Origin of the sequence: Pseudomonas sp. R1-6, from assembly GCF_051132115.1 — a bacterium.
Classification (GTDB): domain Bacteria; phylum Pseudomonadota; class Gammaproteobacteria; order Pseudomonadales; family Pseudomonadaceae; genus Aquipseudomonas.
In genome coordinates this window covers 2,384,434-2,396,504 of record NZ_CP071662.1, presented here as the reverse complement: position 1 = coordinate 2,396,504, position 12,071 = coordinate 2,384,434, and the positions used below count along the sequence as shown (strand labels likewise).

Annotated in this window: 13 protein-coding genes; 3 read left to right on the top strand and 10 right to left on the bottom strand. The window is 61.6% G+C overall.

All coding sequences use genetic code 11. From position 1 onward, the window contains the following. Nucleotides 1-150 precede the first annotated feature (150 nt). Genes pepN through J3P81_RS11055 form a run of 6 tightly spaced genes read right to left on the bottom strand, consistent with a single transcriptional unit; the run spans nucleotide 151 to nucleotide 6,685 of the window. Nucleotides 151-2,808 carry an aminopeptidase N gene (gene pepN, locus J3P81_RS11080; protein ID WP_434563741.1) on the bottom strand — a complete coding sequence of 886 codons (2,658 nt, stop codon included), beginning with the start codon at nucleotides 2,806-2,808 and terminating at the stop codon, nucleotides 151-153. 13 nt (nucleotides 2,809-2,821) lie between these two features. Beyond that, nucleotides 2,822-3,652, bottom strand: a complete 831-nt coding sequence (locus J3P81_RS11075) for a DUF2797 domain-containing protein (RefSeq protein ID WP_434563739.1) — start codon at nucleotides 3,650-3,652, stop codon at nucleotides 2,822-2,824. Beyond that, nucleotides 3,649-3,909, bottom strand: a complete 261-nt coding sequence (locus tag J3P81_RS11070) for a YeaC family protein (protein WP_420766553.1) — start codon at nucleotides 3,907-3,909, stop codon at nucleotides 3,649-3,651. The genes J3P81_RS11075 and J3P81_RS11070 overlap by 4 nt, the downstream gene beginning before the upstream one ends. A gap of 45 nt (nucleotides 3,910-3,954) precedes the next feature. After that, nucleotides 3,955-4,827 (bottom strand): rhomboid family intramembrane serine protease, encoded by an 873-nt coding sequence (locus J3P81_RS11065; RefSeq protein ID WP_434563737.1) that lies wholly within the window; start codon nucleotides 4,825-4,827, stop codon nucleotides 3,955-3,957. Next, entirely contained in the window at nucleotides 4,824-5,798 is a 975-nt protein-coding gene (locus J3P81_RS11060) for a metallophosphoesterase (RefSeq protein ID WP_434564100.1), read from the bottom strand. The genes J3P81_RS11065 and J3P81_RS11060 overlap by 4 nt, the downstream gene beginning before the upstream one ends. Continuing rightward, nucleotides 5,795-6,685, bottom strand: a complete 891-nt coding sequence (locus J3P81_RS11055) for an NAD(+) kinase (RefSeq protein ID WP_003180647.1) — start codon at nucleotides 6,683-6,685, stop codon at nucleotides 5,795-5,797. The genes J3P81_RS11060 and J3P81_RS11055 overlap by 4 nt, the downstream gene beginning before the upstream one ends. A gap of 104 nt (nucleotides 6,686-6,789) precedes the next feature. Here J3P81_RS11055 and J3P81_RS11050 point away from each other — a divergent pair, with 104 nt between their 5' ends. Continuing rightward, the gene (locus J3P81_RS11050; protein WP_434563735.1) at nucleotides 6,790-7,740 is read left to right on the top strand and encodes a DUF1853 family protein; all 951 of its coding nucleotides are present in this window, start codon (nucleotides 6,790-6,792) and stop codon (nucleotides 7,738-7,740) included. A 149-nt stretch (nucleotides 7,741-7,889) separates the two neighbouring features. Here J3P81_RS11050 and J3P81_RS11045 read toward each other — a convergent pair whose 3' ends face one another. Beyond that, nucleotides 7,890-8,447, bottom strand: coding sequence for an NADPH-dependent FMN reductase (locus J3P81_RS11045; protein ID WP_420766556.1), 558 nt, complete (start codon nucleotides 8,445-8,447; stop codon nucleotides 7,890-7,892). Nucleotides 8,448-8,632: 185 nt separating this feature from the next. On the opposite strand from J3P81_RS11045, the gene J3P81_RS11040 reads away from it, so the two are divergent. Together J3P81_RS11040 and J3P81_RS11035 are read left to right on the top strand one after the other, a co-directional pair. Then, nucleotides 8,633-8,863 (top strand): hypothetical protein, encoded by a 231-nt coding sequence (locus J3P81_RS11040; RefSeq protein ID WP_420766557.1) that lies wholly within the window; start codon nucleotides 8,633-8,635, stop codon nucleotides 8,861-8,863. An 86-nt stretch (nucleotides 8,864-8,949) separates the two neighbouring features. Further along, nucleotides 8,950-9,843, top strand: a complete 894-nt coding sequence (locus J3P81_RS11035) for a LysR substrate-binding domain-containing protein (protein WP_434563733.1) — start codon at nucleotides 8,950-8,952, stop codon at nucleotides 9,841-9,843. On the opposite strand, the gene J3P81_RS11030 is transcribed toward J3P81_RS11035, so the two are convergent. The 3 genes from J3P81_RS11030 to rnhA all read right to left on the bottom strand — a co-directional run bounded on the left by J3P81_RS11030 (nucleotide 9,809) and on the right by rnhA (nucleotide 12,032). Continuing rightward, nucleotides 9,809-10,423: a GNAT family N-acetyltransferase gene (locus tag J3P81_RS11030; RefSeq protein WP_420766559.1), complete on the bottom strand. Its 615-nt coding sequence runs from the start codon at nucleotides 10,421-10,423 to the stop codon at nucleotides 9,809-9,811. The genes J3P81_RS11035 and J3P81_RS11030 overlap by 35 nt on opposite strands. A 169-nt stretch (nucleotides 10,424-10,592) precedes the next feature. Then, nucleotides 10,593-11,354, bottom strand: coding sequence for a DNA polymerase III subunit epsilon (dnaQ, locus tag J3P81_RS11025; RefSeq protein ID WP_420766560.1), 762 nt, complete (start codon nucleotides 11,352-11,354; stop codon nucleotides 10,593-10,595). Nucleotides 11,355-11,579: 225 nt separating this feature from the next. Continuing rightward, nucleotides 11,580-12,032, bottom strand: a complete 453-nt coding sequence (gene rnhA, locus J3P81_RS11020; RefSeq protein ID WP_420766561.1) for a ribonuclease HI — start codon at nucleotides 12,030-12,032, stop codon at nucleotides 11,580-11,582. Between the last annotated feature and the right edge of the window lie 39 nt (nucleotides 12,033-12,071).

Sequence of the window (12,071 nt, the reverse complement as noted above, 5' to 3'; positions counted from 1 at the left end):
TGTGGCGAGGCAGCTTGCTCCCGCTGGAGGCCGGAGGACTCCCTTTTCCTGGTTCACGCGCCTTCAGTGGCGAAACGAATCAAGAGCAGGCCTGCTTCGCAGGCCAGCGGGAGCAAGCTCCCTCGCCACAAAAGGCAGCGCGAAGCCTGGTCAAGCCAGGCTCTTGCTCACCACTTCAAACACATCGGCCGACAACCCGCCAGACGCCAGGATGCGCTCCAGCTCGGCCTTCATCAGTGCCTGGCGGGCACTGTCGTATTTGCGCCACCGGGTCAGCGGCGCCAGTTGCCGCGAGGCGATCTGCGGGTTGAAACCGTTGAGCTGGATGACCAGATCCGCCAGGAAGCGGTAGCCCGAACCGTCGGCGGCGTGGAAGTTGATCAGGTTCTGCCCGGCGAACGCGCCGATCAACGCCCGCACCTTGTTCGGATTCTTGATGTTGAACGCAGGGTGCTCCATCAGCGCCTTGACCCGCGCCAGGCCACCCGGCAACGGGCTGCCCGCCTGTACGCTGAACCATTGGTCCATGACCAGTGGGTTGCCCTTGAAGTTTTCCGCGAACACTTCCAGGGCGCGAGTCTTCTCGGTTTCGAACGGAGAGTTGACCAGCACCGCCAGCGCCGTGAGGCGCTCGGTCATGTTGTCGGCAGTGTCGAACTGATCGAGCGTCGCGCTCAACACTTGCGGTTTGTCGGTCAGCATCAGGTACGACAGCGCAATGTTCTGCAACGCGCGACGGGCGAAGTGTTCAGCCTCGGCCACGTAAGGCGTGCGCCGGGACAGGTCGCGATTGGCCTCATAGCGCAGCCATAAGGCTTCGAACAGGTCCTGCGCCAATTGCCGGCGGGCAAACTCGCGGGCGACGTGGATCGCCTCGACGTCGGCGATTTCGCTGACTTCGGTCAGGTAGGCTTCGCTTGGCAGCGAGAGCATTTCCGCGACCATCGCCTGATCCAGCGATTCATCCGACAGCACGGTGCGCAATGCGCTGACCAGCCGTGGATCCAGCACCAGGCTCTCGCCCCGCTGGTGCTGGCCGATCAGTTCCTGCAACACCTGCACCGACAACTGCTGGCCGGCATCCCAGCGGTTGAAGCCATCGCTGTCGTGCTGCATCAGGAACATCAGTTGGTCGCGGTCGTATGGGAAGCTCAGTTTCACCGGTGCGGAGAAACCGCGCAGCAACGAAGGCAGAGGCTTCTCGGCGATATCGACGAAGGTGAAGGTCTGCTCGGCTTCGGTCACCGAGATCACCCGGGTCGTGCCGCTGGCCGCCGCTTCGCCGTTCAGGCGTAGGGGCATTTCACCGCCCTGGCTGTCCAACAGGCCCAACTCGACGGGAATCACGAACGGCAGTTTTTCCGCTTTGTCCGGGGTTGGCGGGCAGCTCTGGCGGAAGGTCAGGCTGTAGGTCTTGGCCGCTGCGTCGTAGGACTCGCTCACCACCAGCCGTGGGGTACCGGCCTGGCTATACCAGCGCTTGAACTGGCTCAGGTCGACACCGTTGGCATCTTCCATGGCCTTGATGAAATCGTCGCAGGTTACGGCCTGGCCGTCGTGACGCTCGAAATACAGGTCGCTGCCCTTGCGGAAGCCTTCGGCCCCCAGCAGGGTGTGGATCATGCCGACCACTTCCGAGCCCTTTTCGTACACGGTCAGGGTATAGAAGTTGGAGATCTCGATGAAGCTGTCCGGGCGCACCGGGTGGGCCATTGGCCCCGCGTCCTCGGCAAACTGGTGGGTACGCAGGTACGCCACGTCCTGGATACGCTTGACGGTGGCCGAGTTCATGTCCGCCGAGAAGCCGGCGTCGCGGAACACCGTGAAGCCTTCCTTGAGCGACAACTGGAACCAGTCGCGGCAGGTCACGCGGTTGCCCGACCAGTTATGGAAATATTCGTGGGCAACGATCGCCTCGACCCGCTGGTGCGCGGCATCGGTGGCGGTTTCGGCACGGGCCAGCACGGCGCTGGAGTTGAAGATATTGAGGCCCTTGTTTTCCATGGCGCCCATGTTGAAGTCGTTGACCGCGACAATCATGAAAATGTCGAGGTCGTATTCGCGACCGTACACCTCTTCGTCCCAGCGCATCGACTTCTTCAAGCTGGTCATGGCGTGCTGGCATTTGTCGATGTTTTCTGGCTCGACGTAGATGCGCAGCGCCACGGTGCGGTCGGTCATGGTGGTGAACGTGTCTTCGACGCACCACAGGTCACCGGCCACCAGTGCAAACAGGTAGGCGGGTTTTTTGAACGGATCTTCCCAGGTCGCCCAGTGCCGACCGTCTTCGCCGGGGCCGCTGGCAATCGGGTTGCCGTTGGACAGCAGCACCGGATAGCTGTGCTGCTCGGCCACTACCGTGGTGGTGAACTTGCTCATCACATCAGGGCGGTCGAGGTAGTAAGTGATCTTGCGGAACCCCTCGGCCTCGCACTGGGTGCAAAACATACTGCCGGATTTATAGAGGCCTTCCAGCGCTGTATTGGTTTCCGGATGGATCCGCACAGTGGTATCGACCGTGAACGCCTGGGCTTTGGGCTGCAAGGTCAGGTGGCTGTCATCGAGCTGGTAGTCGCCCTGCCCCAGGTCGGCGTCGTCGAGCTTGATCGACAGCAATTCCAACTGCTGGCCATCGAGCACCAGCGGCGGCAGTCCGGCACCGCGCTCGGGGTTGCGGCGCATCACCAGTTGCGCATGGACCAGGCTGTGGTCCTCGAACAACTCGAAGGTCAGGTGTGTTTCGTCGATCAGGTACTCGGGGGCCTGATAGTCCTTGAGGTAGATCATCTTCGGTTGTTCGGTGCGCATGGGTCGAATCCTTCTACTGATGCACGGCGAGCTGGTAAGCCGTGTATTTACGAATATTGATCACGCCGGTGTCGAAAATCAGGTATTGGCCCTTGATTCCCAACAGCGTGCCCTCGGCGATCGGGTCCTTGTCCAGGTTGAAGCTGACGATCTTGGCCGGGTATTGCTCCACCGGGTAACGGATCTCGATGGGTTCGACGTCCGCTATGGTCTGGATCGCCTGCAAGCCGAATCGTTCCTGAAGGCCCTGCAAGCCCGGGGCGCAGCTTTCGAAGAGGGAATCGCGGATGGCGGGCAAGTCCACCGCCGCCGCGTCGCCCTTGAGCAAGGCGCGCCAGTTGGTCTTGTCCGCCACCTGGCTGCGGAACAGGTCCTCGACGAACCCCGACTGCTGGCGGGTGGCGACCCGCAGGATCGGCAGCGCCTGGCTCGCACCCTGGTCGAGCCAGCGGGTCGGCAACTGCGTGGCGCGGGTGATGCCGACTTTCACGCCCGACGAATTGGCGAGGTAGACCACGTGATCGGTCATGCAGAACTGCTCGCCCCACGCTGGGTCGCGGCAGGTGCCCGCGTCGAAATGGCAGCGCTCGGGGCTCATGATGCACAGGTCGCACTGGGCCAGCTTGGTCATGCAAGGGTAGCAATAACCCTGGCTGAAACTGGTCTTGGTCCGGCGTCCGCAATGGGTGCAGTGGATCGCACCAAGGTATTGCAGGCGAATCGTGCTGCCGATCAACGGATTGACCGGCACCTCGACGTCACCCAGGCGAAAGGCATATTGAACAGTCGGCCCGTCAAGGCGCGCCGACATCTTGCTGATTGCACCGCGGCCAATCTCGATCAATGGATGGCATCCGACTTGAACAGGATATTGGGCACTTCGATGGCTTTGGACTGGCATTCCTGCGGGCCCATATAGCCGGTGCGCTCTTCCTCGGGCAGGTTCTGGATTTCCCAGGCGATCATCGCCTGCAGCGACAGCTCGCGCTGCTCGGCGGTGAGCTTGTTGCCATCGGCCCATTTACCGATCTCCACGGCCAACTTCAGGCTGCGGTAGATGTCGGGGGTGATGTTCTGGATCATTTCGTTGAAGGAAGACATGGATTCTCCGCGCAATCGCGCATTTTCAAAAGACACAGGCGCCTGTCAAAGAGACATTTTACGGCGAGCGAACAGCCCGCCCAACAGCCCGGTGAAGCAGCCGACGAGCAGCCCACCGACATGGGCCGCGTTGGCGATCTCGCCGAAACCGATCAGCGAAACCAGCCCGGACAGGCACAGCAGCAACCACACCAGCATCATCACCAGCACCCCTCGGGGCAAATGATAGGCCGGGTTCGGTGCGAGCAGTTGGTAGATCCAGCAATGCCCCAGCAGGCCGTACAACACTCCCGACAACCCGCCGAACAGCGTCGGGCCGCTGAAAAAGTACTGGGCGAAATTGGAGACAAGGCTGAACAGCAGCGTCAGCCCCAACAGGTTGATGCCGCCCTGGCGCGCTTCGATCCGCCGCCCCAGCTCCCAATACCACATGCCATTCATGGCGATGTGCAGGAAGCCGAAGTGAATCAGCATCGGCGTCACCAGGCGCCACCACTGCCCCGCCGCCAGGCTATCGGCCAGCGGTGTGAACTGGATGTACTCGCCGACGATGCGAAACTGGAGGAAGGTCAGCCAGCGCAAGGTTTCAAGATTGTCCCCCAGCAGGGTCACGGCGCTGACGATCAGGCTCAGCAGCAATACCAGGGCCGTCACCGGACTGCGGGTCAGCTGTTGCACGAACCCGGTTCGCCGGGAAGTGCTGCCCTTGTCCGGCAGTTCCAGCTGTTGCTCGGGATCGCCAGCAGGGAATCGCGCATACAACGAGCGCACGTCTTCGCTGATCTCGTTCGGCACCCAGAGCACCTGCTCACCCGCCTCTTCACTGACGCGATGGGGGACCTGCATGCGTTGCAGCAGTTTGACGAAACCGCTGAGGTCTACCGCCAGGGGCAGGCGCAGGACCGCGACGACGCTCATTGCACCACCTCCGGTCGCTCGACATCGACCCAGACGAACTTGTGCGGATCCAGGCGGGTTTCATGGTCGAGGCGATACGCAACGAGCTTGCCATAGAGCACCGCGCTGTAGTCCAGGCACGCCAGGTTCGAGCGGATCGGCGCAGGCTTGCCGCTGCGCCAATAATGGCCGACGAACAACATCGGCTGATCGACGCCATAACGCAGCAGGTTGTTTTTTTCATCCGGGGACAATGGCGTGCGGGCCACAGGTTCTGGCAATGCATCAGGCTGGAACACGATGTCGCCGTAGGTCTGCGGGTTGTCTTCCCAGAACTTGGTGCGGAAGAATGCCCGCGTCAGGCCATCGCCCCCCGTCAGGGTCATGCCATGGGGCAGGCGCATGTCGGTGCCCCGCAGCAGGCGGTCGAAGACCGTACAGGCGAAACTGCCGGATTCGGCCGACGCCTGGAGAAAATGCTCGTCGACGCAGCCATTCGGAAACAGGCCACGCAAGGGTTCGATGAGGCCGGCATCCCAGCAAGCGTGCACGACCCGGAAACGGCCGGCATCGACAAACAACGGCAGCTCATAGAACCATTTGAGGAAATCGCGCCACTCGCCAGGGTGCTGCTCGAACTGGCTCAGCGTCTCGTTGAGCAGGCGGGCATGGCGCGGCGTGTGCTCACGCACGTAGCGCTGGCCGCTGCCCGGCAGTGCCGGGGTGCTCCAACCCAGCGCATTGAATTCGTGGTTGCCCATGATGCACAGCGCCTGGCCGGCCTGCACCATGTCGTGGACGATGTGCAGCGCCTCGCGAATACGCGGGCCACGGTCGATGATATCTCCGAGGAACACAGCCATGCGCGACGGATGCCGCCAGACCCCGCCCTGCTTGTGGTAACCGAGCCGGTCAAGCAGGTGTTCCAGGGTCAAGGCGCATCCGTGCACGTCGCCGATCAGGTCGTAACTGCGCGCGGGATCGAGCATCAGTCGCCTCCACCCCCCAGACGACTGCCCCAGCCGAGCTTGGTCCGGCAGACTTCGTAGTAGTTGTGATCCAACGGGTGGATGAGGCGCAGCTTCTGGGCCTTTTTGCTGACGGTGATGGTGTCACCTGGCGCGCAGGTGAAATGGTTCTGGCCGTCGCATGATACTTGCGGGTAGATCTGCATATCCTTGGACACGACGATTTTCAGTTCACTGTTGCCATCGACCACGATGGGTCGCCCAGATAAGGTATGGGGGTACATGGGCACAATCACAATAGCGTCGAGCTTGGGATGCATGATCGGCCCGCCCGCCGACAGCGCATAGGCGGTGGAACCGGTGGGCGTCGCGACGATCAGGCCGTCGGCCTTCTGGCTGCAGACGAACTGGCCATCAATGTACAGCTCGAATTCGATCATGCGGGTGGACTTGCCGGGGTGCAGCACCACGTCGTTGAGGGCATCGCCTTGGCCGATGGCCTCGGCGTGACGACGGACCTCGGCTTGCAGCAGGAAGCGGTTCTCCACCAGATAATGGCCGTCCAGTACCTCGGCAACCTTGATTTCCAGCTCGTCCGGGCGGATATCGGTGAGGAAGCCAAGGCTGCCACGGTTGATGCCCAGTACCGGAATGTTGTGCCGCGCCAAGGCCCGGGCGGCGCCCAGCAGGCTGCCGTCGCCGCCGACGACGATGACCATGTCGCAGACTTCGCCGAGCATCTTGCGCGACGATGTCTGCAGACCGTGGCCCGGCAGCACTTCGGCGATGGTGTCTTCGAGGATCACATGCAGGTGCCGCTCCAGGAGGAAGCGTTTGAGACGGCGAACGGTGTCCAGCACCTGTGAACTGCCCAGGCGACCGATGATGCCGATATTGCGAAATTGCTCCATGAGGCTCCTGCGGGGTCTGCGACGGGCGAAAAATACGATTATGGGCGAAAGCGCTCCGTAGACAAAATTCTTTAAGCCTCCAGCGCAACGGCTATGCTCGCAAGATGATCCTGTTCCCTGAGTTGCTGGACCTGCCCCGCCGCCTGCGCCATCCCGAAGTGCGGGATCTGGCGTGGGTGATCGTCGCCCCACCGATGCTCATCGACACCCCTTGGCCCCAGCGTCACCCGCTGGCGGGCAGCGACTGGGTGCAGCAACCCCATCGATTGGAGCATTGGCTTCGCCAGCTGGACCGCGACAGCTACCCGCTGCTCCAATGCCTGTCCCAAGGTCGGACGCGGCGCCTGGGCCTGTATTACGAAAGGCTGTGGCAGTTTGCCGTGCAACACGCGCCGGGCATCGAACTGATCGCGGCGAACCTGCCGATCCGTCGCGAAGGCCATACGCTGGGGGAACTGGACCTGTTGCTGCGCGATGGCGAAGGTGTGCACCACCTGGAACTGGCGATCAAGCTGTACCTGGGCCCGCAACAGGGCAACGGCCACGACACTGCGCAATGGCTCGGCCCCGGCTGCCATGACCGTCTCGACCGCAAGCTGGCGCACCTGCGCGAGCACCAACTGCCGATTTCAGCCCGCCCGGAAAGTCGCCAGGCCCTGGCTGCGCTGGGCATCGAATCGTTTCGCCCACACCTATGGCTCGGCGGTTATCTGCTTTACCCCTGGCCCGGCGAGGCCGAACCACCGAGCGGCGCGCACCCCAGGCATTTGCGCGGCCGTTGGCTGCATCAACGTGATTGGCCCGAGTTCATCGGCCAACGGCCTCCGGGCCGCTGGCAGCCCCTGCCCCGCGCCGCCTGGCTGGCCCCGGCCCATTATCCGCCGGACCAGGTCTGGACTGTCGCGCAACTGGACGCCTGGCGAACCGCACTCGACCCCATGGCGCCGGCACAACTGATGGTGCGCCTGACGGAAAATGCCGAGGGCGAATGGGAAGAAGCCGAGCGGGCGTTCCTTGTGGCGAATCTTTGGCCGGATGTGCCGGGCAACGGCTAAGCTTTGAAATGCCCTTCTGGGCACCATCGCGAGCAGGCTCGCTCCCACATCTGGAATGCAGTTTCCTGTGGGAGCGAGCTTGCTCGCGATTGAGGCCGACGCCATCTAAGGGACAACCGCACAACCAACGCCGGCACCGTCAACACAGATCAAAGCTTCTTGTGCTGCTCGACCCACTTGCTATAGCTATCGATGAACTTCTGCAAAAACGGCCTGACCGAATCCGAGAGGTTGCCCGCTTCGTCGAACGCGGTCCCCGCGCCACTCAGGTAGGCTTCCGGTTGTTGCATGCAGGGCACATCGAGAAACACCAGGGATTGGCGCAGATGATGGTTGGCGCCGAAACCACCCATCGCACCGGGTGAAGCGCTGATCACCGCGCCTGGCTTGCCACTCAGGCAACTCTGGCCGTAAGGGCGCGAGCCAACGTCGATGGCGTTTTTCAGAGGGGCCGGCACCGAGCGGTTGTATTCCGGGGTTACGAACAGCAGCGCGTCGGCGGCGCCTACTTGCTCGCGAAACCTGGCGTAGGCTTGGGGCGGTGTCACGTCAATGTCTTCGTTGTACAGCGGCAGTTCGCCTATCTCGACGATATTCAGCTTGAGGTTGGTTGGCGCCAGCTCCGCCAACGCCAGCGCAATCTTGCGGTTGATCGACGCCTTGCGCAGGCTGCCCACCAAAACGGCAACGTTGTAGACATTACTCATCAGAGGTTCTCGATTGTCGGCTCATAGGAAGCCTGTAGTTATAGATGATCGGCACGACAATTGGACCAATGGAGCGTCGAAAACCTGCCGCACGGACTATTTTTTTCTTGTAGGAAAACTTACCGCGCTCGGCAAAGGTCTACAGAACCGCAAATCGAGTGATCTATTTCCAGAGGTTCTAAGCAATGGCAACAGTACTTGTCGGACAGTTTCATGCGCGGGACGCTGAAGGACGCGTCTATTCTGTGCATGAATTCCAAGAATCAGACCCGTCCCAGGACGGCATTGGCAAGGATGTCATCACCTATAAGCTGGCCATTGGCGATCGAGTCAGCAAGTTGGATGAGGAGAAATTTCTCCTGGTGCAGTCCGGCATCGAACTGATCCGCGAACCCGAACCGCAAATAGCGCTGTAACCCGGTTTCTTGAGCAGAAGTCGCACCCGTAATTGGGTTAGGATTCAGCCTCCCAATGGCTTACCTGCCTAAAACGGACTTCTTGCATGCGTTTACGCCACATCGAAGTGATCCAGGCGCTGCTGCAGACCGGCCACCTCGCAACCGCGGCCGAATGGCTGCAATTGCCGGTGGCCGAAGTCGAGTCGATCCTGCGCGATGCAGAAGCCCAGCTCGGTTTCATGCTGTTTGCCAGCGTTCGCGGACGATTGCAGGCCACCCGCGAAACCCTGGAGTTGCGCGAAGGCATTACGCAGCTTTACGACACCCTCGAGCCAATACAGCGGCTGGCCAGCAGCTTGAAACATCATCAGGCCCCGCCCCTGCGCATCATCTGCACCCCGCCGCTGGCGCAACAGTTGCTGCCCCTGGGCATCGCCGCCCTGCGTCGGCGCCATCCGGATGCGCCTTGCACCCTGCTCAGCGAACCAACCCGCGAAATCGTCAAGAGCCTGTTGCTGCGTGAAAGCGACTTGGGCCTGAGCCTGCACGATCCGGAACACCCGGACATCCACTGCCAGACAATCGCCCAAGGCAAACTGCAATTGCTGGCGCCCCACGGCTGGCTGCAACCTCGGCAGAAATACATTTCAATACAGGACTTGGCGGGCCAGTCGCTGGTGGGGCTTGATGGTCATGACCCGCTGAGCCTGGCATTCGACCACAAGCTCGCGGCGCTGCGCCCCGCACCGGTGATCCAGATTCGTGTGCAGACGCACCAGATGATGCGCGCGATGGTCGAAGCCGGCGAAGGCCTCGCCATCGTCGATCCATTCACCGCCTCGGGCGCCAAGGGCAGCGGGCTGGATATCTGCCCGGTGTCACCAGCCGTTCCGATCTGCCTTTACGCACTGAGCCTGAACGGTGTGCAGCCCTCGCCGACGGTCCAAGCGCTGCTGGAACGAATTACGGAACAAGCCGAGGCGTTGCTGAACCACTGATCGTCATGCCCAGCGGATCGTCGAACAACCGGTACCAGAACAGCGCCACCTCGGCGGTATGCCGATCGATGCCGCGATAGCGCAAATGATCGATCCCGCCGAGCACGTAGCCGCAACGTTCGTAGAGACGGCAGGCACCCAGGTTATTGTTCTGGGTTTCCAACATGATGCCCGGCAGTTTTTTCTTGCGGCTCCAGAACTGGGCCACGTCCAACAGTGCCTTGGCCACCCCATGCCGGCGAGCCGGGGCATGCACCGCCAACTCATCGATATGGGCATAGCCATTCCAGTTGGTGCTGATCACCAGGTGACCCACTGGCTGGTCGTCCAGGTAGGCCATGAAGATTTCGCTGTCGGGGGCATCCCGGAAACTGGCGAATTCTTCAGGATCGATACCGTAGCACTTGCGGTAGGGAACGATCGGCGTCACCGGCCATTGGCTCACCGGCCGGCCGATCTGCGGCGTACCGTAGGCGCTGACGTCAAAACTGAAATCACTGCCCCAGACATACACGGCAAAGCCGTCGTCGACGACGCGTACCGAGAGGCCGGGATGCTTGGGATTCTTGACCGGTTGCATACAGGGAAAGGTCCTCATTCCTTGAGGCAATCAACGGCACAGTGCCATCCATTGCCCTTGCCTCTCGAATCTTCACACATCAAGCGGGTATCCATGGCCTGCCTTGCTTCAGGTTAGAAGGTACTGGCGATTGTCGCGAGAAATGATCGGTATGAACCGTGGATCCGGATCAATTCGCGGCGGCCTGCGCCTCAGCCAGTTGCGTCCACAATGCCGGGGCGCCCGCGGACTTGGCGATCGCTTCCAGACGCGCGGCATGTTCGGCCAGGTCGCTTTCGCTGGCGCGGATGATCCGGGCCGGCTTGCGGTCCGCAGGCAAGCGACGGATTTCGGTCGCCTGGTTGCCCGAACCTTCGCCGGTGCCGTTGCCGTCCGAGGCGTTACCGGCGAGGGACAGGCTGGTCTGCCCGCCGGTCATGGTCAGGTAGACGTCGGCAAGGATTTCGGAGTCGAGCAAGGCGCCGTGCAGCTCACGGCCGGAGTTGTCGACGCCGTAGCGCTTGCACAAGGCGTCGAGACTGTTGCGCTGCCCCGGATGCCGTTCCCGGGCCATCATCAACGTGTCGAGAATGGTGCAGTGCTGGGTGATATCGGCGCGGTCGTGCTGGCCCAACAGGGCGAATTCATTGTTGATGAACCCGACGTCGAACGCCGCGTTATGAATGATCAGCTGGGCGCCCTGGATGAACTCGAAGAATTCATCGGCCACCTCGGCGAAACGCGGCTTGCCCACCAAAAATTCATTGGTGATGCCGTGCACGCCAATGGCACCCTCGTCGCTTTCGCGGTCCGGTTGCAGGTAAACGTGGAAATGACGGCCGGTCAGGCGCCGACCCATCAGCTCGACACAGCCGATTTCAATAATCCGGTGACCGTCGGTCACCGGCATGCCGGTGGTTTCGGTATCCAGTACTACAGATCTGTTGGCCATCAGTGTTCAATTCTCAACGGGCAGTCTTGCAAAAGCGCGGATCTTACCATGCTATGAGGTGGGATTAGCCTGGGACCGCTTTTGTGGCGAGGGAGCTTGCTCCCGCTAGGTTGCGCAGCGACCGCCGAAAGGGGCCTGCTTCGCCCGAGGCGCCGGACCGGTCCAGCGGGAGCAAGCTCCCTCGCCACGATTATTTCCATTTGCCAAAAATCAGATCCGGCCGGATCAGGACTGCTTGTAGCCGCGCACCTCATCCACTCCTCGATTGGCCAACTGGTCGGCCCGTTCGTTTCCGTGGTGACCAATGTGGCCACGTACCCATTTCCAGGTGACGTTGTGGCGGTTGACCTGCTCGTCCAGCAATTTCCAGAGGTCGGCGTTCTTGACCGGTTCTTTCGCCGCCGTCTTCCAGCCGCGCTTCTTCCAGTTCGCCATCCACTCGTTGATGCCTTTCATTACATACTGCGAGTCGGTCACCAGCAGCACGTCGCAAGGACGCTTGAGCTCTTCCAACCCCCGAATGGCGCCCATCAGCTCCATGCGGTTGTTGGTGGTATTGGCTTCGCCGCCCCAGAGCTCTTTTTCCACGCCCTTGCACACCAGCAATGCACCCCAGCCACCCGGGCCAGGGTTGCCCTTGCAGGCGCCATCAGTGAAGAGTTCCACGCTATCGCTCATGCCAATCAATCCAAAAAACAAAAGGCCGCCGCCCAGGGC

Coding starts and splice junctions, on each gene's coding strand:
- J3P81_RS11055 (WP_003180647.1), bottom strand. CDS start 6,685: ATGGAGCAATTTCGCAATATCGGCATCATCGGTCGCCTGGGCAGTTCA.
- J3P81_RS11035 (WP_434563733.1), top strand. CDS start 8,950: ATGCGTTTACGCCACATCGAAGTGATCCAGGCGCTGCTGCAGACCGGC.
- J3P81_RS11040 (WP_420766557.1), top strand. CDS start 8,633: ATGGCAACAGTACTTGTCGGACAGTTTCATGCGCGGGACGCTGAAGGA.
- dnaQ (WP_420766560.1), bottom strand. CDS start 11,354: ATGGCCAACAGATCTGTAGTACTGGATACCGAAACCACCGGCATGCCG.
- pepN (WP_434563741.1), bottom strand. CDS start 2,808: ATGCGCACCGAACAACCGAAGATGATCTACCTCAAGGACTATCAGGCC.
- J3P81_RS11030 (WP_420766559.1), bottom strand. CDS start 10,423: ATGCAACCGGTCAAGAATCCCAAGCATCCCGGCCTCTCGGTACGCGTC.
- J3P81_RS11050 (WP_434563735.1), top strand. CDS start 6,790: ATGATCCTGTTCCCTGAGTTGCTGGACCTGCCCCGCCGCCTGCGCCAT.
- J3P81_RS11065 (WP_434563737.1), bottom strand. CDS start 4,827: ATGAGCGTCGTCGCGGTCCTGCGCCTGCCCCTGGCGGTAGACCTCAGC.
- rnhA (WP_420766561.1), bottom strand. CDS start 12,032: ATGAGCGATAGCGTGGAACTCTTCACTGATGGCGCCTGCAAGGGCAAC.
- J3P81_RS11070 (WP_420766553.1), bottom strand. CDS start 3,909: ATGTCTTCCTTCAACGAAATGATCCAGAACATCACCCCCGACATCTAC.
- J3P81_RS11045 (WP_420766556.1), bottom strand. CDS start 8,447: ATGAGTAATGTCTACAACGTTGCCGTTTTGGTGGGCAGCCTGCGCAAG.